Origin of the sequence: Kitasatospora aureofaciens, assembly GCF_001188955.3 — a bacterium.
GTDB classification, from domain to species: Bacteria; Actinomycetota; Actinomycetes; order Streptomycetales; family Streptomycetaceae; genus Kitasatospora; species Kitasatospora aureofaciens.
Genome location: NZ_JPRF03000076.1, coordinates 13,612 through 35,824 on the forward strand (window position 1 = coordinate 13,612; position 22,213 = coordinate 35,824).

Below are 22,213 nucleotides of genomic sequence, written 5' to 3' on the forward strand. Positions count from 1 at the left end.
CCTCCTTCACCACAACGGCAGCGCCCGCACAGACCGTGGCCACCGCCAGTACCAGCAGCAGCGCCGGATCGCTCGTGCTCTCCGCGACGCCTTCACCCTCCGGCGCACTGGGAACCTACACCGCGTCTCCCATGTCCCCGTCGTCGGCCTGGACCTCGGGTTCCAACGCGGGCAACTTCACCTACAGTTACCCGATCCAGGTGCCGCCCGCCCTCGGCAACGCGGCACCCGCTGTGGCGCTGAGCTACAACTCTGCGGACGTGGACGGCAAGACGTCCGCCACGAACGCGCAACCCTCGTGGGTCGGTGACGGCTGGGGCTACGAGCCCGGCTTCATCGAACGTTCCTACCGCGGCTGCGACAAGGCCGGCATCACCGGCTCCGCAGACCAGTGCTGGGGCGGACAGAACGCCACTCTCTCCCTTGCGGGCCACTCCGGCGCGATCGTGCGCGATGACGCGACCGGAACCTGGCACCTCTCGAGCGACGACGGCACCAAGGTCGAGCAGCTCACGGGCGCCCCGAAGGCCGCGGGCGACATCGACTACCAGGGCATGGAGTACTGGCGGATCACCACGCCTGACGGCATCCAGTACTACTTCGGCCTCAACCACCTGCCGGGCGGCGACGGCAGCGACCCGGCCGCCAACTCCGTCCTGACCGTGCCGGTGTACTCGCCCAACAGCGGCGACCCCTGCTACAACGCCGGCAGCGGAAACAGCTCCTGGTGTCAGATGGCCTGGCGCTGGCAGCTCGACTACGTCGTCGACCCGCACGGCAACCTGACCACCTACAAGTACGCCGCCGAAGGCAACAAGTACAAGCGCGGCAACGCCCAGAGCAACGGCAACGGCACCCTCACCGACTACCAGCGTTCCGGCTACCTCAAGGAGATCGGCTACGGCCAGCGCCTGGATGACCAGAAGGCGGCCAAGGGCGGCGCGAACCCGGCGGCCAAGGTCCTCTTCACCGTCGCCGAACGCTGCATACCCGACGCCTCCAACGACTGCTCCGAGGCCAAGCGAGCCAGCACCCCGAACGCGTGGCCGGACACACCGGTCGACCAGATCTGCACCGACAGCTCCTGCACCGTCTCCGCGCCGACGTTCTTCACCACCAAGCGCCTGACCGCGATCAGCACCCAGGTTCTGGTCAACAACGCCTACCGCACCGTCGACACCTGGAACCTCAACCAGGAACTCGCCGACCCGGGCGACGGCACCAAGCGCCTCCTGCAGCTCGACGCCGTCCAGCACGTCCCGAGCAACGGCCAGGCGGAGATCAAGGACCTGCCCCCGGTGCAGTTCCAGTACAAGATGCGCGCCAACCGGATCGACGGTCTCGTCCCGGCATCGCCGATGTTCATGCGTCCGCGCATCCAGAGCATCACGACCGAGATGGGCGGCCGGATCAACGTCATCTATGCCGACCCCGAGTGCTCCCGGGTCAACAACCACATGCCGGCCTCCGAGGACGGCAACGCGATGGCCTGCATGCCCGTCAAGTGGTACCTGCCGGGCCAGTCCTCCAAGGACCCGGTCAACGACTGGTTCGACAAGCCCCTCGTCAAGACCGTCGTCGAGCAGGACCTCGTCAGCACCCCTGCCATCTCCAAGACCACCGAGTACACCTACAACGGCGGGGCCGCGTGGCACCGCAACGACGCCGAGTTCACCGACCCCAAGACCCGCACCTGGGACGACTTCCGCGGCTACCAGTCGGTGACCACCACCACCGGCAACGCCGACCCCGGCGAAGCCCCCAAGAGCCAGCAGAAGGTCACCTACCTGCGCGGCATGGACGGCGACCACCTCGCCGACGGCACGACCAAGCGCAGCGTCCAGGTCCCCAGCCCCCTCGGCGGCACCGTCACCGACAGCAACCAGCTGAACGGCCGCGTCGTCGCCACCGAGACCTTCGACCAGGCCGGCGGCACAGTCACGACGACATCCGGCAGTACCTACAACGGGCAGCAGAAGTCCGCGACCCACGCCCAGAGCGCCGGTGCGCCGCAGATCTTCGCCTGGTACGCGGACTCCGAAACCACCGCGATCACCAAGGCCAAGCTCGCCGACGGAACATGGCGGACGACCACGGGAGTAACGACCACCGAACCGGCCAACGGCAACCGCGTCATCAAGGTCGACGACAAGGGCGACGGCACCGCCGCCACCCCCGAGATCTGCACCACGACCGGTTACGCGGCCAGCGACAACCCGCAGCTGCTCACGCTCGTCTCGCAGAAGACCTCCTTCCAGGGGGCATGCTCTGGCACTGCCACATCCACCAGCACGCTCTCCGCAGGCCGGACGATCTACGACGGCAAGCCCTTCGGCAAGGCGGGCGCGACCGGCGAGCCGACCGGCTCCCAGACACTTGATCACTTCGACCAGTCCGGCAATCCCGTCTACGTGCAGATCGGCAGCGCGACCTTCGACACCTACGGGCGAAGCCTGACGACGTCGACCACCGACGGCTCCACGTATGACGCCGCCGGAAATCAGGTCAGCGGCCCGTCAGTCACGCCCGCAGTGACCAAAATCGCTTTCACGCCTGCCTCCGGTGCGCTCCCGACTCAGGTGCAGACCACTGGGCCCATGGGAGCGGGCTGGACCACGACGACCACGCAGGACCCGGCTCGCGGGTCCGTGCTGACCAGCACCGATGTCAACGGCCGTGTCACGACCTCCCAGTACGACGCCCTCGGCCGCCTCACCGCCGTGTGGGCACCGGGACGCCCGACCACGGACCTGGCGAGCAAGAAGTTCACCTACTCCCTCAGGGGCACCGCTGGACCGTCCACTGTCAAGACCGAGTCCCTCAACGACGGTGCCAGCACCTACTCGGCGAACATCGACCTCTACGACGGCCTGGGCCGCCCCCGGCAGAGCCAGCGCACCAGCGACGCCCGACCCAACGGGCGACTGATCACCGACACCGTCTACGACACACACGGCTGGGTCATCAAGACCTCCGCCCCGTACTACGAGAAGAGCTCGTTCCCGACGAACTCGATCTTCATGCCTGTGGCCGACGGGCAGGTTCCGGGCCAGACCTGGAACACCTATGACGGCAACGGGCGTGTCGTGCGGTCGGAGTTCCGTTCGAACGGCAACCTCCAGTGGGCCACGACTACCAGCTACCCGGGTGCTGACCGCACCGATGTGACCCCACCCGGCGGAGGAACTGCCACCTCGACCGTGACTGACGCCCGTGGCCGTACCACTGCTCGCTGGCAGTACCGAACGCCGACCGCGACGGGCAACAGCGCTGACGCAGACGTCACCACGTACGCGTACACGCCGGCCGGTCAGACCGCCGGCCGCACCGACAGCAGCGGCAACACCTGGAACTACACCTACGACCTGCGCGGCCGACAGGTCTCCGCGTCCGACCCGGACACCGGTACGACTCAGACCTCCTACGACGTCAACTCGCGCATCGACCACACGACCGACGCCAAGGGCAACACCCTCGCCTACTCGTACGACCTGCTCGGCCGAAAGACCGGCACGTACAACGGAAGCGTCGCACCCGCGAACCAACTGGCCTCCTGGACCTACGACACCCTCGTCAACGGCCAACCTACATCCTCCACCCGATACGTCGGCGGGGCGAACGGCGTGGCCTACACCAAGGCCGTCACCGGCTACGACACCGCGTACCGACCCCTCGGCACCTCCGTCACGATTCCCTCCAAGGAAGGCGCCCTCGCCGGCACCTACACCACAACCAACTCCTACAGCTCGGTCCTCGGCGCTCTGACGAAGACCAACATCCCCGCGGCCGGCGGGCTTCCGGCCGAGTCGGTCACCTACGCCAACAGCAACACGGGACTCCTGTTCTCCGCTGCCAGCCTTGACCAGACCGTGGTCATGCAGGTCGACTACGACGCGCTCGCACGGCCCATCCGCACGACGGCCGGTGACTACGGCACGCAGGTCGTCTCGACCCAGCAGTACGACTGGGCCACCGGACGGGTCATCAACTCCTTCGTCGACCGCCAGGTCGGAACCACTGCGGTCGACCAGACCTCGTACACCTACACCCCGTCCGGCCGCATCACCTCGGCCACGAACATCCAGAACGCCTCGGCAACCGACACCCAGTGCTTCACCTATGACCACCTCAGCCGACTGACAGGCGCCTGGACCGACACCGGCCCCGTCACCACGATCGCCGACTGGACCGACTCCTCCGGCACCATCCACGGAACCGGCAGCTCGACCAGCGTGCCCGGCATCGGCGGCTGCACCAACAAGGACGCCCCGGCAACCGTCAACCCCGGCGGCCGCACCGTCGGCGGCCCCTCACCCTACTGGAACACCTACACCTACGACGCGACCGGCAACCGCGCCGGCCTCGTCCAGCACGACATCACCGGAAACAGCCTCAACGACACCACTACCACTCAGACCTTCGGAGCCGCCAAGACCACCAACACCCCCACCACCGCCTCCAACAGCGGCGGAGGCACCGGCGGCCCGCACGCTCTGCTCACCTCCACCACCACCGGCCCGGGCGGCACCAAGGCCGTCACCTACCAGTACGACGCCAAGGGCCGAACCACCGCCATCACCGACACCGGCGGCACCACCACCCTGACCTGGAACGGTGAGGACAAACTCGACTCCCTGACCAAGTCCGGCCAGACCGGCGCCACCACCACCTACCTCTACGACGCGGACGGCAACCAGCTCATCCGCCGCAACCCCGGCAAGACCACGCTCAACCTGCCCACCGACGAGCTAACCCTCGACACCTCGGTTCCCAACGGCTCGCTGAGCAACGTCCGCTCCATCGCCGCCCCTGGCGGCCTGACCTTCACCCGCGTCACCGCGCCCATCGGCGGCGGCGCCGTCCTGATCCAGGCCGCCGACCCGCACGGCACCAACGGCGTCCAGATCAACACCGACCCCAACCAGACCGTCACCCGCCGCCCCACCGACCCCTTCGGCAACCCCCGCGGCACCCAGCCCGACGCCTCCGCATGGGCCGGCACCAAGGGCTACGTCGGCGGCAGCAAAGACGACACCACCGGCCTCACCAACCTCGGCGCCCGCCAATACGACCCAGCCCGCGGACGCTTCATCAGCCCCGACCCCATCCTCGACGAAGCCGACCCCCAACAGTGGAACGGCTACGCCTACAGCAACAACAACCCCGTCAACCTCAGCGACCCCAGCGGGCTACGCCCCGACGGCGTCTGCGGCGGATTCGGCACCTGCTCCGACGACAAGGGCAACATCACCACCGAAACGTTCAAACTCGAACGCGACGGCTCCTGGACCGAGGGCTACTGGAACTGGTATAGCGGCAACAAGGACCACCCCGTCTACGTCTCCAAGCACATCTTCATCATCTACCGCGGCGGAACAGTCAAGGACAGCGTCCACGAACTCTTTGACACGCTCCAGTACATCCCAGGGGTGAGCACCGTCGGCGCTGTCGGGTCCGCCGTCATGGACGCCCACGACGGCAACTACCTGAGTGCCGCCCAGAACCTCGCCGGCGCCATCCCCGGCGAGCGCATCGCCGCAAAGGGCACACAGCTCGCCGAAAAGGCCGCAAAGGCCACCAACGAAGCAGAAAAGGTCGAACAAGAAGCGAGCGCCGCATCCAACGCGGCGTGCGATATCACCAGCCTTCTGGCAGGCGCCGCGCACAGCTTCCCTCCAGGCACGCGCGTCCTCCTGGCTGACGGCACATCTCAAGCCATCGAGACCCTTCAGACTGGCGACCAGGTCCAGGCGACGGACCCGACAACCGGGAAGACCGAGCCCAAACCCGTCACCCACACGATCCGCACACCGGACGACGAGCACTTCACCGACCTGACCCTGCAGGCCACCGCCTCCACCAGCGACTCCAGGAAGGCGGAGAACCTCACCAGCACCCAGCACCACCCCTTCTGGGACCAAACCACCCAGCGCTGGACCAACGCCTCGGAACTCCACACCGGAGATGAACTCCGCACCGCAGACGGCCGAACCCTCACCGTCCTGACCGTGCGGAACTACGACACCAACCCTCAGGCCGCATACGACCTCACCGTCGCCGACCGCCACACGTACTATGTGCTGGCGGGGGCCACGCCGGTCCTCGTTCACAACGATAACTGTGATGAGACCGTTGACTTCGCGCATGGGACAACCATGGAGTCAGCTCGCAACATTGCAGCAAATGGCCTCGACTCGGGTGCCAATGTCGCGAATTCTGTCTATTCGAAGGCCCCTGGAAGTTTCTATGCCATTCAGGTTGACCAGGCAGATCGCGCGGCTGCAGTTGAGACGGCCGCCTATTGGGGAAGTCGACATGCGGCGAAAGGTGACGTGTGCGTGCTGATTTGCCGACTTCCAAAGTCTGTCGTGCAAGACCTGGAAAGTAGGGGTCACTTGATTAATCTAGAGAAGCCGACGCAGTCGATATTCTCGCCCGAGGCATTCGAGGCCATTAATCAACATGCCACCTGGCCGCACATTATTCCGGTGGGATAGATTGGATCAAATGAAGGACGAAGAGTATCCTGAGAGAGTTTCGATTAGTCGGATCCCTGATCCGCTTCAGGTAGGTGATTGGTTCTCCTTTAGCTGGGATGTGTCGCTGTCCGAGTCTGTCGACCTGTCTAGAATGGAGCTCCCCTCTCCCGGTGCCGGATTTTCTGGAATTGCCGCTCTGGTGGGGGCTGCTCCGGGAAATGTTCGCCTTTCAGTTTTTGATAGGCAGCCTGTCATCTCACCAGGGGCTCTCATCTATGCGTCCCGGATTGTCAACCACCTGCGAGAAAATCTATCCTCGCCGGTGATGGTTGATGGTGAGCTGGATAATAGTCTTTTCCGGGTTTCGATGTGAGATCGACGCGACCGAATTGCCCTCACGCAGAACCATCTGGGACCGTGGTCGGAGAGTGGCCCGAACTTGAGCCCTGTTGGATATCGGCGGTTTCCCAGGGTTGTTGCAGCAGGGCTAGTTGATCAAGCTCTGACCTGTTATGCAGGCGCTCGGCTGGGATTTCCCAGCCGAGCGTTTTGCATGGGCGGTGGTTGATCTCGGCGGCGAAGTCATCGCAACAGACCCAAAAACCGACACGACGAACGCCGAACCAGTCACCAACACCATCGTCGGGTCGAACGACCGCGACTTCACCGATCTGACGGACGCCGACCCTCAAATTCGTCCAAGACCTCCACGATCACCTCCACCCCAAAGCATCCATACTGGGATGAGACCACCCAGCACTGGACTAACGCCAGTGACCCTCAAAATCGGCCAATGCCTGCGAACCGCGGACGGCAAGACCGCATCCGTCCTCCAGGTCCGCAGCTACCGAACCAGCCCCCGGCCGGCCTATAGCCGCACCATCGCAAACCTCCACACGTACTACGCGCTGGCGGGCGCCACGCCGATACTCGTACACAACGACAATGAAGCCGCCCGCCTGCTTGCAGGATGCGATGTTTCCGTCGAATCGCGGATGGTGACAAACTCGGCTGGCGAACAGGTGGAGCGTCTTACCGTCGCCAACGAAGATGATCTTTTGGCGATCGCCGATCACCTTGCTGGAGGAAGCCTGGATAATTTCGCGAACAGGAAGCCAGAGTTTTGGCGCGGCACTCTCCCCAATGGCAGGCATCGCGATATTGACTTTAATCTCGATGGGCATAAAAACCCGCCGGAGGGTCCTCGCGTCAAACTGTCTGAGCTGGAAAACAATGACCTTGGTGTCAGCAAGGGGAATAAGTGGAAGACCGTGTTGAAGGTGTTCGTAAAGGGGCGTGAATTCAGGTGACCGCAGTAAAGAAGCATGTCAATTGGGAATTCGCGGAAATGCTGCTGGCTGCAGTTCTACCTGGGTCAACGGCGTATGATCCGGACAGGATTGCCGGCATCCCTTTGGACGGCTGGGCACCCTTTGACATTGAAGAGCGCGATTCCGATGTCATCGAGGATGACTTCTTGTCGTACTGCGATGACCTCGAAGGCCCCCTCATCGTAGTGAACAGCACCAGCTTTGACGAAGATCAAGGACCATTCTTTGTTGAGGCCTCACGTCTTGTTGATTTCGTCAAGGCGTTCCCTACTCGCGTCCGCGACTACTTTATGTACGCGAGCGTGATTGTCGTCTCGCCCGTCACTGGATTCGTAATCGTTGTTCAGGATGACGGCTACATTGTCAAGGTGCGCGGCAATGCAATCATGGTGATGCAGGATAAATTGGGCGAAAAGTGAGGAATGTTTCATTGCCATAAGGGCTGAGCTCCGTTGCTCGGAGAGTTGACGCTTTGCACTATCGGGGCCAACTACTACCCGCGCCGCGGACCCAACCCAAAGTTCGGGCTCAATACATGAGGTAGTGGGCTTCGCTGGACCCGGCTCCGGCGAAGCCCGCTTTCGTCTGATCGCCGATGGGCGGATATTCGTGCAACCGCCGAGAACTTTGTCGGGCGCATCGGGGTGGCATATATGAATTCTGTCGCGGCTTGCTTATGCGCGCGCTGGAGGAGTTCCGGTCAAGCCGATTGAGGATGCCCGCCGAAGGGTGCGAAGCTCTGGATTTACAACCAATTCGGGTAGCTCCTCGCAAGCACGTACGGAATGCGCGATGACTGCTGATAGCATGTTGGCGAAGTTTCAAAATCACCCCGGCAACATCTTGGATTATGTGCGCGAGCTGTGATGGCAACCAATTCAAGCGATCCAGAGTGCGCATCGATGGCGTATTTTGCTGTCATGGATGAACTGCTATCGATCGGTAGAGACAGCGTCAATCGCTTCTTGCAGCGCTGGTGCGGCTCCACAGGAGTGGCAGATGCCATTGAGGCAGGCATGGAACCCGCCGTTCCTCCTGAGCTTGCAGAGTGGCACGCAGCAGTAGCGCGCGTGGGCGCACCGGTCATATTCCAAGATCACCCAGTGGCGCTTCCGGATCTTGCACCAGCAGCCGACGGGATGCTCACGTTCTGGCGTGAAAACCAGCATGGCTACTACTGGGCCATCCACGCAGGTCGTAGCGACCGGCAGGTTTTCTGCACAGAATCAGGATCGCGCGACTGGCACAGCACTGGCCAGGGCCTTGGGCAGTTCCTCCTCCACTGCACCGTACGCGAGGCCATCATTGGCAGTAAACGGAAGTTTACGACATTCATTGATAAGTCGATGTCAAATGATGCCCTACAGTCATTCTTGCCTTTGAATTTTTCCGCACTTTCAAGCGAGGAGTCGGAGACGAGACTTTGGTGCAGCGCTGATGCCCTCGCCCGCCTAGCGGTTCCTCTGGTGGGTTACGAGCAGCCTGGCGAGCAGCTCTGGATGCTTACTATTTCAGTCCAGCACGACTCAACCATTCAGGACTACGCCTCTCGGTTCGGTCACCATGTTTCCGAAGACGTGGATCCTCCTCTGCTGGAGGATTTGGACGAACCTCCTCCATTCTAGTTTCACTGATGGCCTGCGGGTCATCTTGCCCCCGCCGGCCGTCGGCGGGTGTGGGGACTATCAGGCTCCCCATTCTTGGTCGGTTGGGACGATCTCGCGGCCCAGGGGCATCAGCGAGACCGGGATCATCTTGAGGTTGGCCCAGCCGAACGGGATCCCGATGATCGACAGGAACAGCGGGATGCTGGTGATCAGGTGCCCGAGTGCCAGCCACCACCCGGCGAAGACGAACCAGATCACGTTCCCCACGCAGGACGCCGCCCCGGCGTCGCGGCGCTCGACGGTGGTCCGCCCGAACGGCCACAGTATGAACCCGGCGATCCGGAACGAGGCGATGCCGAACGGGATGGTAATGATGAGCACGCAGCAGATGATTCCGGCGAGCACGTAGGCAAGAGCCATCCAAATGCCGCAGAAAACCAACCAGATGACATTGAGGATGAACTTCACTGCACTCATGCTTGGTACCTTCTCACGGCTGATGACATGGAACTACGACCGTGCCATGCCCACCGGCGAGCGTGTCTACGCCCTTAGGGGCCGTTCCTCAGGGACGGCTCCGGGTCGTCGCCTCGGCACACTGCTCCGGGGCCGTTGGCGTTGTGTCGACGGCCCCGGAGCGGCATTGGCGGACTGCGGCCCGACTACTCGGTGACTCCCAGGCTGAGTGTGCCGCCGTCGGGAAGATTGTGGATCTGCTGGGCGATCGGGCCCCTGATCCGCATCGCTTCGCCCGCATCCCGGACGACGACGTTCTCGAAGCTGTAGTCACCGCCCGCAACGAAGAACTGGAGCGGCACGAGACGCTGCTCGGGGGCGAGGGCGCCGTTCTGCTTCTGGAACTCGTAGGCGAAGGACGCGGCGGCGTTCACGTCCGGGTCGCTCAGCAGCCAGGCGGCCCAGTCGTTCAGGCTGCTTCCGAGATCTTCTGTCTCTGCGGTCTCGGGATCGAAGGTGACAACGCGTTCGCCGCCGACGATCGCGAACTGGGTGCCGAAGAGGTCCTGACCGAAGCAGAGGACGTTGTCGGCCAAGCCGCCGTACGTGCTCTTCCACAGCTCGTCAGAGTTCCAGGAGAGGAGGTCGGGCCCCAGCCCTTCTTCCCCGGCCCGGAAGACCTGGATGCCCGCGTTGAAGGCGAAGAAGCCGTTCATCCGGCCGAGCGCGACTCCGAGCTCGTGAAGCGGTCCGGTCTCGTGGCCGAAGTCGATTTCGATCGCCGGGCCCATCGGGCCGCGGGCGCGGCCGATCAGCTGGTCCAGGGGGCTGTCGGACATCCGTTTCACTCCGCTGCTTGTGCTTCTGGGCCGATCGGCCTGGTGAGGTAATGGTCGCGCACCTTGTCGGTGACTACCAAACGAAGGGTCGGCTGGAGAACGGGCGCATCGGGGATGGCGTCCCACTTGGCAAAGGGCCACCAGCGGCTGTGCGCGGCCAGCAGCATCTGCTCGCCGTGCTCGACCTCGCCACGGGTCGCATACCACCCTGCCATCCACAGACAGATGGAGTACTGCTCGGGCTCCTCCCCCGTGTCGGTGAGCAGTTGGTGCGCCCTTGTGAAGTCGTTGGTCTCAGACAGCGCCTCCCACACCAGTCGGCGCTGCTTCCTGTCGAGTTCGTGGTAGTTCCGGTCGACGAGTCCCGCGCCGATGACGCCGTCCAGCGGGCGAACCGCACCACCCCAGTCGCTGTGGCAAGGGAGAAGGGGTTCCACGCCTTGTCGAGGCAGTTCCTGGGAGAGCCACTCGAAGTCCCTCCGCATATAGCGGCCGTCCGGGATGCGCTCGGCACAGGCGGCTAGCCGGGGTGCAGCTGGCTCATCCGCGTAGAGCTGGCCCGCGAGAAGCGCCGGCCGGAAGGGGGTGGACTGATCACACAGCTCTCCACCGAGCGGGCCATCGCGCTCGATCAGATCCTGGGTCAGATCGGCGGCCTGCGCGAACTCGCCCGTCCAGAAGAGGATCTGTACCGCCGCGGCTGCGGCCTCCCATACCGGCCCCCGAGCCCCGCCCTTCCTGGTTGCAATCTCCAGCAGGTCCGGAAGATCGGCGAGGAAGTTGCCTTTCCTCGCATCGGAAATAATTTTCTCACTCTTATTCATAGCCGCCTCCAATCTCCATTAGATCACTTTTATCTTTACTCGCGTCCCGTCTAGGAGTGGCTCTAGCGCATTCCCCATCGTCGATCCAGATCCGCCATTATCGGACCCGTTGATGTGTTTTACACTGGCCCCGGTCCCGCCCTCTTTAAACATGGCCGGAGGGTATTCATCGCGTTGAGTCCCGCGGTTGGTTCGAATCCCTCGTAGCGAATCCTTGCGGTTCTGATGGGCGCCCCCCCGGTCGATGGTCAGGACGGAAGGGAGCGGACTACCGGAGCTATGTGAATGGCCACGCCAGATCATACCCTTTTGAGCTTCCGCGATGTGCTTTGCGGACTCCGGATACTTGGCGCTATCGATCTGGTACTCAACATCGAAGTCGCCCTTCACGCCGACTGCCGAGGCGAGCTTGGTCCTCGCATCGTGCTGCGCCGCGATCCGAGCCTGCGAGCCCTCGCCGCCCTTGCCTGGGTTGGCTGCGATCTTCTCTGCCAGCTCCAGTATTTTTTTCTTGTGCGCCTCATCGGCTGCGGCCACATTCTTTGCGACCTGCTTGGTGCCATGGGCGGCATGGTGATACATGTCGCTGACTGCGGCCGCAGCCTCTTTGCTGATCGTGGCACCGATCTTCTTGGCGGCGTCTTCCAGTGCCTTGGTGATCGGGTGGCGGCTCAAGCGAAGCTCACCGCCGCGGTCGCTGTCGTGAAGTCCTTGGCGTGGCCGCGCACAGCCTCTCCGTGACCTGTCATCTTGTCGGCCAGTGCGAGTAGCTCAAGAGGGTTGATGGCGAAGCCCTCGCCGGTGTCCGCCACCAGATCCCCATCCACACCGGCCAGAGCCTTCTTCACGCCCGCGAAGACCATGCCCTTGACGGCCTTCTCGACCTCTCTCTGAAGCGGCTCTGTGGCCCTGGTGATGAGGAGTGCGATGATCTCCTCCTCGGCCGCCTTGATCGCCGTGCTGACGACTCGCCGGGTCGCGGCCACGGCGACCGCGTCAAGGGCCGAGGCAAGGCCGAGCGTCGCGACAGTGGCTATCGCCCCGCCCACGGCCTCGGCGGCGAGTACGCCGAGTTCTGCGATCACTGCGAGCTTCATCGCCACGATGGCATCTGCACCCGCGTCGAGAGCGGTCGCGGATGCGTTGCACACGGCGACCAGTTCGTGCAGGTGATCGTTGGTCATCTTCGACCAGCGGGCGACCATCTGCTCGTAGGACTTGGCTTGGTAATGGTGCGCCATCTCCTGAAGGGTGGCGGTCGCCTCGGCGTGGGTGTGGTCGATGTTGGAGGCGAACTTCCGAACGTGGCCGGCAAACTCCCGCACCTTGTCCTCATTGACCTTGGGCCATGGCAGGCCCAACAAGTCCATGACCCATACCAGTTCGCCCGGCAACTCAATAGCCATGCATCCCCCTGAGAGCGACGTGCACATAGAACATTGCCATTATCACACCGGCCTAACGATGCGTAGGCCTTCTTGTGGTGCGGTGTGAGAGGCAGTCGAAGACGGTGAAGGCTGAAGGCGTTTCTTCGGGCACTCCCGTAGCGACCCGATGAGGCCAGGTTCCGCCGCCGAGTTGCGGCGACAGGGTTCGGAGCGTCTCGGAAGCGGCTCGGTCGCGGCGGGCCGGGTCAGTGGGCGTTGCGGCAGGGGGCGGTTGGGGTGCAGAGGGTGAGGGTGAGCGGCTTGCCGGTCGCTGGGATGCGGTAGTGGTAAGCGGCGAAGGTGACGAGGTCGCCGATGCCGAGGTCGACGGTGAGGTGGTGGACGGGGCTGACGAGGTGGTCGGGGTCGCCGGTGACCTGGATGTCGTCGACCCGGCCGCGGTAGGCGGTGAAGGCGTAGGAGTCGACGCCCGGCGTGGTGTCGGCGGGCATGGGGGTGCGCGCGACGAGGTCCTCGATGGGAGAGAACCAGATGGTCGTGGGTGTTTCGCCCCGGTGGTTGATGGCGGCGTAGCAGACGTCGAGGTGGTCCACCAGCCAGAAGGCGACCGCCCGGTTCCGGCCGTCGGTGTCGAGGACCGCGAGGGTCGGCAGCGTGGGCTTGGGGCACCGGGGTGGTGTGTTGAGCCCGGCGACGAGGTCCACGATCCACTGGGCGGACGACGGGGCGGGTTCGGGGTTGAGCACCGGGGGCCGGAACGCGCCGGAGTCGACGACCGGCTCGCACCCGGTAGCCGCGGTCAGCGCCGCCAGCAGCGCGAGCGTCGAGCAGAGCACGCCGAAGCCGCGTCTCATCGTGCCTCCCCCCACCCCCGGAACAACGGGTGTGCCTCAGGATGCTCTCCGCTCCGGGCGGCGACAAGACTCGGGGCGTGGGCGGGGCTTCGGGCACGGCAGGGCTCCGGGCGCGGTCCGCGCCCGGAGCCCGGTGGTGTCAGGCCCGGCGCGGGAGGTAGGCCAGGCCGTGAGCGCCCGGTTCGGCGGTCTTCGGGACGGTGAGGCGGCTGACGGGGGTCAGGGTCGTGAGGTCGACGACGTCCACGGTGGAGGAGACGACGCAGGACACGTAGCCGAAGCGGCCGTCGGGGGAGGAGGTGATGGTCAGCGGGAACTGCCCCACCTCGAGGGAGCCGAGCGGCCGGTGGGTGGCGGCGGAGAAGACGGTCAGGCGGCCGGGGTCCTGGCGGCCGAGCGGGGAGTCGGTGCCGGGGGTGGCGCTGATCTCGCCGGTCAGCAGCCGGCCGGTGGCGGTCAGATGGACCGGTATGACGGCGGACCCGGTGGGGAGGACTTCCACCACGGAGGCCGTACGGGTGTCGATCACGTGGATGCCGGGCTCGGCGTCCGGCTTGCCGGCGAAGCCGAGGTAGGGCGCGGCGACGTACACCCGGCTGCCGTCCGGGGAGACGGCGAGGCCCTCGCTGCCGGGGACCTCCACCTTGGCGGTCAGCACGCCGCGGCCGAGGTCCACCACGGAGACGAACGGTGCCTCCTTGTTCGTGGCGTAACCGGTGCGCCCGTCCGGGGAGATGGCGAACCAGTGCGGGCCCGGGGCGTCGGTGTCGATCCGGCCCAGCGGGCGGCGGGTCGCCAGGTCGACGACCACCACGCCGCCGGGGCGGTCCGCCGAGGCCTCGACGCTGACGTAGAGCCGGTCGCGGTCCAGGTCCAGGGCGAGCCCGTGCGGGCCGTGCTCGGGGGCCAGGTCGATCACCTCGACGATCCGGCGGGTGTCGGCGTCGATGACGGTCAGCTTGGTGCTCCGGCCGCTGTGGGCGTGGTAGTAGCCGGAGTGGTAGGCGGTGGTGCACCAGAGCAGGCGCCGGGTCGGGTCGAAGCACAACTCGTGCGGTTCGGCGGTGACTTCGAGGGTGTCGAGCAGGGCGTCGGTGGCGGCGTCGAAGAACGAGACGGTCGCGCCGCTCTGGCTGACGACGGCGAGGACGTCGCCGGTGAGGTGGGAACGGGGGTCGTTCGGCACGTGGGCTCCTGGAAGTGATGACGTGTCGCGGGAACAGTTCGGACGGTCCCACTCTCCGCGCCCCGCGCCGGCCGAACAATGCAAGTATTGGCACGGGATCATTGACCACAGCGCAAAACCGCAGTTCAGGAGCCATGGATGGACCTCAACCTGCTACGGGCCCTGGACGCCCTGCTCCAGGAGAACAGCGTGACCCGGGCCGCCGAGCGGCTCGGCACCTCACCGGCGGCGGTGAGCCGGACGCTGGCCCGGCTGCGCCGGGCCGTCGGCGACCCGCTGCTGGTCCGGGCCGGACAGGGCCTGGTCCCGACCCCTCGGGCGCTCGAACTGCGCGAGGAGGTGGCGGAGTTGCTGCGCGGCTGCGACAACCTGCTGCGCCCCGGGGCGGGCTTCGACCCGGCGCACCTGGAGCGGACCTTCACCGTGCAGGCCGGCGACGCGGTGCTGGTTCGGGTGGCCGGTCCGCTCACCGAACGGATCCGGGCCGAGGCGCCGGGGGTCGACGTGGTCTTCCTGCCCGAGGCCATGGAGGGTGGACCGGCACTGCGCCAGGGCGTGGTGGACGTCGAGGTGGGCGTGCTCGGGCAGTTGGACCCGGAGGTCCGCACCCGGCCGCTGGTCACCGTGACCGTGGTGGGCGTGGCGCGCAGCGGCCACCCGCTGTTCGAGGGGCGGATCACCGCCCGGCGCTTCGCCGCCGCCGACCACATCGGCGTCTCCCGGCGCGGCCGGCGGCACGGGCCGATCGACACCGCGCTGGCGGACCGCGGGCTGCGCCGCCGGGTCGCGGTGGTGGTGCCCAGCCACACCGGCGCGATGCTGCTGGCCCGGGACAGCGACCTGGTGACCCTCGGCCCGTCGGACTGGCTGCCGCGGACCTTCGAGGCGCTGGGCCTGCGAACCTTCCCGATCCCGCTCGAACTGCCGCCGCTGGAGCTGGGGATGGCCTGGCATCCGCGCAACTCGGCCGATCCGGGCCAGCGTTGGTTCCGTACGCACCTGGCGGCCGCCGTGCGGCAGGTGTGAGAAACGGCCTCGGGGCCGTACCTTCGCGGAGGTACGGCCCCGGGCCGGGAGGAGGAAGTGGCGGCCCTACTTGCCGGCGATGATCCGCCCCATGGCGGGCAGCGTGGGCGAGTTGGCGTTCCAGTAGTCGGAGTGCCCGCCGTTGGGGTCGGTGGGCAGGATCTGCGCGCCGAACTCCGGGGCGGTGGTCTGCCGGCCGTGGATCAGATGGTGGTCGTCGCCCCCGAAGCCGAAGCCGGACTTCATGTTGTCCCAGGCGTTGTCCGCCAGCCCGCCGGGGTCGACGGCCGGGGCCAGGCCGATCGGGTCGCCCTGGCTCTGTGCGGCGTAGACGTGGGACGGGTCGATGTGGAGGTCACGGGCGGTGTCGACACCGGCGCCGGGGCTGCCGACGAGGACGACGTTGTCGACCGGAAGGCCCTTGTCCTTCATGGTGTAGCCGATCGTCGTGGTGCCGTAACTGTGCCCGAGAATGGTGTTGTTGGCGATGTTCCCGTCGTGGGTGGCATGGAGTCCGACCTCGAAGCCGTGCAGCTTGTCCTCGGCGTTCTTCGCGTACGTGTCGTCGGCGGCCTCGGGGACGATGTTCTGCGGGGCGTCGTAGCCGATCCAGGCGATCGACGAGGTGGTCCTGCCGGCGGCCTGGCTGCACGGGTCGGTGATCTTCGCGGTCTCGCCGGGTATGAGGCCGCCGATGTGCTGGGCGCTCTGTCCGCAGCCGTCCAACTCGTCCGGTTTGACCTTGAAGTCCAAGGACGCGTCCGGGTCCGCCATGTGTCCCCCCGTCAGTCACGGGCCGACTGCTGGGGCGGCCCGTTGCGGTAACCGACGACGCATGCTAGCGGATCGTGAAGAGCGGGCAAGGGGGATTGCGGGGTGCGCGTACGAAGGGGCCGCACCTTGGAAAGGTGCGGCCCCGAACGGGAGTTGGGCCAGCGGCCGGTGCTAGGCGGGCGGGGTGCCGTTGGGCCAGACGCAGGGGGAGCTGACCTTCAGGGTGAGGTCGCGGCTGGAGTCGGAGGTTCCGTCCAGGGTGGCGAGGAAGTCGTTCTGCGGGTTCTTCAGTTTGATCCAGGCGTGATGGAAGTTCGGGGGGTCCTGAACTGGCTGGAATCCCTGGCCGGTCAGGAAGGTGCGGTAGTCGGTCACGGCCTGGACCTTGACGTCTGACGACACGTCGCCGAAGTCGTAGCCCCGGCTGGTCTGCTGCCGGCCGTGCGGGCCGATGTCGTTGGCGTCGCACTCCATGTCGAAGAACGAGGCCGGCGTCGAGACGGGCCGGACCGGCAGTTTGGCCAGAATGTCGGCGAGGTAGCCGTCTATCTGCGTCTTGGCCTGGTCCAGGGTGATCGTGGGCTTCGACCGCTCGTGCACGGTGGCCGCGCCGCAGGCGGTCAGCGGCAGCGCGGTGACCGCCAGGGCGGCCGCCGCGGTGGCCGCCCTGGTCAGGGGGGTGCGGTTGCTGGCGCTCATTGCATCGGCTTTCCGGCGATGACCTGACCCATGGCGGTCAGGGTGGGCGAACCGGCGTTCCAGTAGTCGGAGTGTCCGGCGTTGGGGTCGACGGGCATGACGTTCGCGCCGAACTGGGGGGCGGTGGTCTGCCGGCCGTACATCAGGTGGTGGTCGCCGTCGCCGAAGCCCCAGTCGCTCTTGATGTTGTCCCAGATGTTGTCCCCCATCCCGCTGGGGTCGGTGGCGGCGGCCCAGCCGATCGCGTCGGCCGGGCTCTGGGCGGCGTACACGTGGGACGGGTCGATGCGCAGGTCCTTGGCGTTCTCGACGCCGGCGCCCGGGCTGGCGATGAGGACGGCGTTGTCGACCGGGAGGCCGTGGTCGCGCATGGCGTAGCCCACGGTCGTGGTGCCGTAGCTGTGGGCCAGGATCGTGTTGTTCCCGATCTTCCCGTCGTGGGTGGCGTGCAGCCCGTTCTCGAAGCTGACCAGCTTGTCCTCCGCGTTCTTCGCGTACGTGTCGTCCGCGGCCTCCGGGATGATGCTCTGCGGCGCGTCGTAGCCGACCCAGGTAATCGACGAGGTGGTGCTCTTGTCCCCGGCCTGCCTGTTGGCGGTGTTGGCCGAGGCGACCATCAGGTCTGAGCGGTTGATGTCGCTGTTGATGCTGCCGAGGCGCGCGCCGGTGCCGGGGACGTAGGTCGACACGTTGTTCGCCGTGTCGGGGTTGTTGACCGCGATGATGGCGTGCCCGTGGCCGTTGGTGTCGAAGCCCAGCAGGAAGGTCGGCGGGTGCTGGTCGTCGACCTTGGTGTTCAGCCGGGCCTCGATGGCTTTGATGCCGGTCATCTTGTCCGTCAGGTCGTCGTGCTTCTGCTGCCAGTCCGTGTAGGCGGGGTTCGGACGGATGAACCTGCCGGAGCCGATGGTCGTCGCCGGCGCGGGGCCGAGGCCGTCCAGTTGGCGCTGGATGTCCTGCTTGCCGCGGGCCAGGTTGATCTGGTTGGCATCGTTGCGGGCGACGGCGGGGATGCCGTCGAGGTTCCCGATCTGGTCGGGGTGGTTGAGGATCATCCGGTGCTGCTGCTCGTCGGTCAGGCCGTTCCACCAGGCCTTGACGCTGTTCGGGTCGGTGCCGGCGGCGGGGACCTGCTCCAGCGCGTTGGCGGCGTCGGTGTCGGCCTTGGCGGTGGCGGAGTCCAGGCCGGTGCCGTTGCTCGCGTTGGTGGCGAGGTGGCCGAGCCTGGTGTTGATGGTCTGGTCGGCGTGGTCGGCCTCGTTGAGGGCGGCGGTGATCCGGGACTGGATCTGCTTGGCCTGGTTCTCGGCGTCGTTGCCCGCGAAGTTCGGGGAGTTGGGGTCCTTGTCCCAGGTGATCCCGCCGTCGGCGGCGACGGTGAGTTTGTGGGTCTTGGCGTCGTCGAGGGCGCTGATCAGGTGGGCCTGGGCGGCGGCGAAGCCGTCGTAGGCGTCCTGGAGGGCGCGGCTGACCAGCCCCAGTTCCTGTTTGGCGGACTGGAGTTCGGTGCCCAGGTTCGAGATCCGGGTGTTGGCGTGCCCGGCGGCCGTCCCGGTCCACTCGGAGTGGCCCAGCCGGTCGACGACGTCGTGCTGCCAGGACTCGATGTGCTGGCCGAAGGCGGTGGCCAGGGTGTCGAAGGCGCTCTTCGCGGTGGAGATGCCGATGATGTCGGCGTCGTGGAGGGTCTTGATGTCCATCGCTTACTCGGCCGCCTTCGCGCTGCGCGGCTTCACCGGACCGGGCGTGAAGTCGGTGCCGAAGGGGTCCGGTTCCGACCCGTTCGCGGCGGGCGCGCTCGGGTTCTTCATGCTGTTGTGGGCGTTCTGCTCGGCCTGCCGGTAGTAGGTGGCCGAGGTGCCGAGCTTGGTGCCCACGTCACCCATGTCGGTTCCGAGCTTGTCCAGCAGGGTCTTCCAGTTGGTGCCGCAGTTCTGGATGGCGCCGGCGGTGAGCCAGCCCTTCAGCCCCCCGGCGGCCTGGTTGCACGGGTCGCTGATCTTCGAGGTCTCACCCGGTATCAGGCCGCCGATGTGCTGCGCGCTCTGCCCGCAGCCGTCCAACTCGCCCGGCTTGACCTTGAACTCCAAGCCCGCGTCAGGATCTGCCATTTTCTTTCGTTCCCCCGTTGGATCCGGACCGGTAGGTCGCTCAGTCGGTCCGTAGTGATCAAAAACTGACGCGCATGCTAGCCGATCGCTCAGGCGCAACACGGGGAATGCGGACCGGCCGGATGCGGAGGGGCCGCACCGGCAGGAAGGTGCGGCCCCGAACGGGATGCCGGCTCAGGTGGGCGGGGTGCGGTCGGACCAGACACAGGGGAAAAGACCTCCAGGTGGGAGGTCGGATACCCTGTAGGGGTAAGCGGAGGATCGAGGCGGGCGCGGGAGGCGGGTCATGGCGCAGCAGCGCTCGTACGGTTCGTCGCCGGCGCGGCTGGTGATCCTCGCGGCCCTGTTGTTCGGGATCGTGGCGATGCACACGCTCGGCCACCCGGGCAGGGGGCACGGCGGGCACGGCCCGCAGTTGACGGCTGGGCAGCCGATGGCGGGGCACCATGCGGTGGCCGCCGGGTCGGCGCACGCGACCGTGGAGCCCGTCGCCGCGGAGGGCATGGACCCGATGGCGGTCTGCCTCGCCGTGCTGGTCGGCTGGACGCTGGTGCTCCTGCTGGTCGGGCCGCTGCTGCGCCGCAGTGGTGACGCCGCCGCCGAGCTGCGGGCGCGGTTGCTGCGGGCCGTTCGGGCGCAGCCGCCGCCCGGGGGCGGGCGGATACTCCTCGGCAGACTTTCGGTGCTGCGTCAGTAGGCGCGCGTCCGCCGTCCCGTGCCCGAGTACGGGGCGGCCGACGCGATGTCCTGCACGCCCACACCACCGCACGAGGTGCACCCGTCATGCGCACACCCACCCGTCGTACCGTCCTGGTCTCCGCGCTCGCCGCCGCCGGGACCGGAATGCTCGCCGCCTGCTCCAACGACGCCGGCCCGGACCCGATGAAGGGCATGGACCACTCGGCCGTGAACCACGGGCCGACCGGCCAGGCCATCGCCCCCGCCGGCTTCGTCTCCCCGAACGGCCCCGAGGTCGCGGCCGCCGAGGCCAGGCGCAGGCCCGGCCCCGAGCGCAAGGTCGCGCTCACCGCCACCGAAACCACCCTCGACCTCGGTGGACGCACCGTCCGCAGCTGGGCGTACGGCGACCGCCTGCCCGGTCAGGAGGTCCGCGCCACCCTCGGCGACACGCTCGCCCTCACCCTCGCCAACCACCTGCCCCAGCCCACCTCGCTGCACTGGCACGGCCTCGCGCTGCGCAACGACATGGACGGCGTGCCGGGCGTCACCCAGGAGGCGGTCCGGCCCGGCGCCTCCTTCGACCACCGCTTCGCGCTCTCCCACCCCGGCACCTACTGGCTCCACCCGCACTCCGGCGTCCAGCAGGACCGGGGCCTGTACGCGCCGCTGATCGTCGAGGACCCGAAGGAGCCCCTGCGCTACGACCGGGAGTGGGTCGTCGTCCTGGACGACTGGCTGGACGGGGTCGACGGCAGCACCCCGGACGCCGTGCTCGCCGAACTCGCCAAGGGCATGGGCGGGATGGACCACTCCTCGCACGGCATGCCCGGGATGGACATGGGAGGCGGCACGCCCACGCCGGCCACCGGCCCCTCCCGGATGCTGATGGGCGCCACGAGCCCGCTGCTCGGCGGCGACGCGGGCGACGTCGCCCACCCCTTCCACCTGGTCAACGGCCGCCTGCCGAGCGCCCCCGAGACCTTCACCGCCAAGCCCGGCGACCGGATCCGGATCCGGCTGATCAACGCGGGCGGCGACACCGCCTACCGGGTCGCCCTCGGCGGCCACGAGCTGACCGTCACCCACACCGACGGCTTCCCGGTCGAACAGGCCACCACCCAGGCTCTGTTGCTCGGCATGGGCGAGCGCTACGACGTGCTGGTCACCGTCAAGGACGGCGTCTTCCCGCTCACCGCCCTCGCCGAGGGCAAGAACGCCGCCGCGCTGGCCGTACTGCGCACCGGCGGCGGCGCCGCGCCCGACGCCTCGGTGCGCCCGGCCGAGCTGGACGGCCGGCTGCTCACCGCCGGGCAGCTGAAGGCCGACGCGAGCGTGCGGCTGCCCGCCAAGGCGCCGGACCGCACCGTCCGGCTGGAGCTCACCGGCGGCATGGCGAAGGCCGACTGGGCGTTCAACGGCCGCAGGTACGACCCGGCGCAGCGCTACCCGGTCGCGGCGGGCGAGCGGGTGCGGCTGGAGTTCCGCAACAGCACGAGCATGTGGCACCCCGTCCACCTGCACGGGCACAGCTTCGCGCTCGGCGCCGACGGCCCGCGCAAGGACACCGCGATCGTGCTGCCGGGCACGACCCTGGCGGTCGACTTCGACGCCGACAACCCGGGGCTGTGGATGGTGCACTGCCACAACGTGTACCACTCCGAGACCGGCATGATGACCGTTCTCGGTTACCACGCGTAACCCCGTCCGGGATCCGAGACGCCGGGGCGGCGGGACTCCCCGTCGCCCCGGCGCGGGCCCGCCCGTTGCCCGCCCCGCGCCCGGCCGCACCGCGGTACCCGCCCCGACCTGCGCATCCATGACGTTTTCTTAACGCGGGCCGATGACGTGTCCTTAACGCCCGTCGCATAGCCTGGCGCACTGCCGTCGCCCGACGGCGCTTTTACGGGGTCTTTAAACAAGAGGTGCAAGGTGGTTTCGTCGGGTTCGACGGAGACGAC

General features: G+C 66.9%; 19 protein-coding genes. 8 read left to right on the forward strand and 11 right to left on the reverse strand.

What is annotated here, in order from left to right:
- Window positions 1-131: 131 nt before the first annotated feature.
- The 5 genes from HS99_RS35505 (at window position 132) to HS99_RS44345 (ending at window position 9,435) form a co-directional block, all read left to right on the forward strand.
- Complete coding sequence (locus HS99_RS35505; protein ID WP_050366906.1) at window positions 132-6,497, forward strand: polymorphic toxin-type HINT domain-containing protein; 6,366 nt, start codon at window positions 132-134, stop codon at window positions 6,495-6,497.
- Between the two features lie 10 nt (window positions 6,498-6,507).
- Window positions 6,508-6,852 (forward strand): hypothetical protein, encoded by a 345-nt coding sequence (locus HS99_RS44335; RefSeq protein WP_141763876.1) that lies wholly within the window; start codon window positions 6,508-6,510, stop codon window positions 6,850-6,852.
- A 139-nt stretch (window positions 6,853-6,991) separates the two neighbouring features.
- Window positions 6,992-7,789: a hypothetical protein gene (locus tag HS99_RS44340; RefSeq protein WP_141763877.1), complete on the forward strand. Its 798-nt coding sequence runs from the start codon at window positions 6,992-6,994 to the stop codon at window positions 7,787-7,789.
- Window positions 7,786-8,229, forward strand: a complete 444-nt coding sequence (locus HS99_RS35510) for a hypothetical protein (protein ID WP_141763878.1) — start codon at window positions 7,786-7,788, stop codon at window positions 8,227-8,229. Before HS99_RS44340 ends, HS99_RS35510 begins: the two co-directional genes overlap by 4 nt.
- Window positions 8,230-8,730: 501 nt before the next feature.
- Window positions 8,731-9,435 carry a hypothetical protein gene (locus HS99_RS44345; protein WP_141763879.1) on the forward strand — a complete coding sequence of 235 codons (705 nt, stop codon included), beginning with the start codon at window positions 8,731-8,733 and terminating at the stop codon, window positions 9,433-9,435.
- Between the two features lie 60 nt (window positions 9,436-9,495).
- Here HS99_RS44345 and HS99_RS35515 read toward each other — a convergent pair whose 3' ends face one another.
- From HS99_RS35515 to HS99_RS35540, 7 genes are all read right to left on the reverse strand, one after another.
- The gene (locus HS99_RS35515; protein WP_030552585.1) at window positions 9,496-9,894 is read right to left on the reverse strand and encodes a YccF domain-containing protein; all 399 of its coding nucleotides are present in this window, start codon (window positions 9,892-9,894) and stop codon (window positions 9,496-9,498) included.
- A gap of 185 nt (window positions 9,895-10,079) precedes the next feature.
- Complete coding sequence (locus tag HS99_RS35520) at window positions 10,080-10,712, reverse strand: hypothetical protein (protein WP_030290866.1); 633 nt, start codon at window positions 10,710-10,712, stop codon at window positions 10,080-10,082.
- Between the two features lie 5 nt (window positions 10,713-10,717).
- A complete protein-coding gene (locus HS99_RS35525; protein WP_030552583.1) occupies window positions 10,718-11,536 on the reverse strand; it encodes a hypothetical protein in 819 nt (272 codons plus the stop codon).
- A gap of 18 nt (window positions 11,537-11,554) precedes the next feature.
- Complete coding sequence (locus HS99_RS41925) at window positions 11,555-12,211, reverse strand: NucA/NucB deoxyribonuclease domain-containing protein (protein WP_232543001.1); 657 nt, start codon at window positions 12,209-12,211, stop codon at window positions 11,555-11,557.
- Window positions 12,208-12,942, reverse strand: a complete 735-nt coding sequence (locus HS99_RS35530; RefSeq protein ID WP_030290868.1) for a WXG100-like domain-containing protein — start codon at window positions 12,940-12,942, stop codon at window positions 12,208-12,210. The genes HS99_RS41925 and HS99_RS35530 overlap by 4 nt, the downstream gene beginning before the upstream one ends.
- Window positions 12,943-13,169: 227 nt before the next feature.
- Window positions 13,170-13,778 (reverse strand): hypothetical protein, encoded by a 609-nt coding sequence (locus HS99_RS35535; protein WP_030290869.1) that lies wholly within the window; start codon window positions 13,776-13,778, stop codon window positions 13,170-13,172.
- Between the two features lie 139 nt (window positions 13,779-13,917).
- Window positions 13,918-14,964, reverse strand: a complete 1,047-nt coding sequence (locus tag HS99_RS35540; RefSeq protein ID WP_030290871.1) for a YncE family protein — start codon at window positions 14,962-14,964, stop codon at window positions 13,918-13,920.
- A gap of 138 nt (window positions 14,965-15,102) precedes the next feature.
- On the opposite strand from HS99_RS35540, the gene HS99_RS35545 reads away from it, so the two are divergent.
- Window positions 15,103-15,990, forward strand: a complete 888-nt coding sequence (locus tag HS99_RS35545) for a LysR family transcriptional regulator (RefSeq protein WP_030552580.1) — start codon at window positions 15,103-15,105, stop codon at window positions 15,988-15,990.
- Window positions 15,991-16,056: 66 nt separating this feature from the next.
- On the opposite strand, the gene HS99_RS35550 is transcribed toward HS99_RS35545, so the two are convergent.
- From HS99_RS35550 to HS99_RS35565, 4 genes are all read right to left on the reverse strand, one after another.
- A complete protein-coding gene (locus tag HS99_RS35550) occupies window positions 16,057-16,764 on the reverse strand; it encodes an alpha/beta hydrolase (protein WP_030552578.1) in 708 nt (235 codons plus the stop codon).
- A 171-nt stretch (window positions 16,765-16,935) separates the two neighbouring features.
- The gene (locus HS99_RS35555; RefSeq protein ID WP_030552576.1) at window positions 16,936-17,463 is read right to left on the reverse strand and encodes a hypothetical protein; all 528 of its coding nucleotides are present in this window, start codon (window positions 17,461-17,463) and stop codon (window positions 16,936-16,938) included.
- On the reverse strand, window positions 17,460-19,163 hold the full coding sequence (locus tag HS99_RS35560; protein WP_030552575.1) for an alpha/beta hydrolase: 1,704 nt from the start codon (window positions 19,161-19,163) through the stop codon (window positions 17,460-17,462). Before HS99_RS35560 ends, HS99_RS35555 begins: the two co-directional genes overlap by 4 nt.
- Before the next feature lie 3 nt (window positions 19,164-19,166).
- Window positions 19,167-19,574, reverse strand: coding sequence for a hypothetical protein (locus HS99_RS35565; protein ID WP_141763880.1), 408 nt, complete (start codon window positions 19,572-19,574; stop codon window positions 19,167-19,169).
- Between the two features lie 286 nt (window positions 19,575-19,860).
- Here HS99_RS35565 and HS99_RS35570 point away from each other — a divergent pair, with 286 nt between their 5' ends.
- Together HS99_RS35570 and HS99_RS35575 are read left to right on the forward strand one after the other, a co-directional pair.
- Window positions 19,861-20,271, forward strand: a complete 411-nt coding sequence (locus HS99_RS35570) for a DUF6153 family protein (RefSeq protein ID WP_030280016.1) — start codon at window positions 19,861-19,863, stop codon at window positions 20,269-20,271.
- 86 nt (window positions 20,272-20,357) lie between these two features.
- Complete coding sequence (locus tag HS99_RS35575) at window positions 20,358-21,953, forward strand: multicopper oxidase family protein (protein WP_030552568.1); 1,596 nt, start codon at window positions 20,358-20,360, stop codon at window positions 21,951-21,953.
- The last annotated feature ends 260 nt before the right edge of the window (window positions 21,954-22,213 follow it).

Coding starts and splice junctions, on each gene's coding strand:
- HS99_RS35525 (WP_030552583.1), bottom strand. CDS start 11,536: ATGAATAAGAGTGAGAAAATTATTTCCGATGCGAGGAAAGGCAACTTC.
- HS99_RS35570 (WP_030280016.1), top strand. CDS start 19,861: ATGGCGCAGCAGCGCTCGTACGGTTCGTCGCCGGCGCGGCTGGTGATC.
- HS99_RS35530 (WP_030290868.1), bottom strand. CDS start 12,942: ATGGCTATTGAGTTGCCGGGCGAACTGGTATGGGTCATGGACTTGTTG.
- HS99_RS35515 (WP_030552585.1), bottom strand. CDS start 9,894: ATGAGTGCAGTGAAGTTCATCCTCAATGTCATCTGGTTGGTTTTCTGC.
- HS99_RS44335 (WP_141763876.1), top strand. CDS start 6,508: ATGAAGGACGAAGAGTATCCTGAGAGAGTTTCGATTAGTCGGATCCCT.
- HS99_RS44340 (WP_141763877.1), top strand. CDS start 6,992: ATGCAGGCGCTCGGCTGGGATTTCCCAGCCGAGCGTTTTGCATGGGCG.
- HS99_RS35505 (WP_050366906.1), top strand. CDS start 132: ATGTCCCCGTCGTCGGCCTGGACCTCGGGTTCCAACGCGGGCAACTTC.
- HS99_RS35545 (WP_030552580.1), top strand. CDS start 15,103: ATGGACCTCAACCTGCTACGGGCCCTGGACGCCCTGCTCCAGGAGAAC.
- HS99_RS35520 (WP_030290866.1), bottom strand. CDS start 10,712: ATGTCCGACAGCCCCCTGGACCAGCTGATCGGCCGCGCCCGCGGCCCG.
- HS99_RS35575 (WP_030552568.1), top strand. CDS start 20,358: ATGCGCACACCCACCCGTCGTACCGTCCTGGTCTCCGCGCTCGCCGCC.
- HS99_RS35560 (WP_030552575.1), bottom strand. CDS start 19,163: ATGGACATCAAGACCCTCCACGACGCCGACATCATCGGCATCTCCACC.
- HS99_RS35535 (WP_030290869.1), bottom strand. CDS start 13,778: ATGAGACGCGGCTTCGGCGTGCTCTGCTCGACGCTCGCGCTGCTGGCG.
- HS99_RS35550 (WP_030552578.1), bottom strand. CDS start 16,764: ATGGCGGACCCGGACGCGTCCTTGGACTTCAAGGTCAAACCGGACGAG.
- HS99_RS44345 (WP_141763879.1), top strand. CDS start 8,731: ATGGATGAACTGCTATCGATCGGTAGAGACAGCGTCAATCGCTTCTTG.
- HS99_RS35565 (WP_141763880.1), bottom strand. CDS start 19,574: ATGGCAGATCCTGACGCGGGCTTGGAGTTCAAGGTCAAGCCGGGCGAG.
- HS99_RS35555 (WP_030552576.1), bottom strand. CDS start 17,463: ATGAGCGCCAGCAACCGCACCCCCCTGACCAGGGCGGCCACCGCGGCG.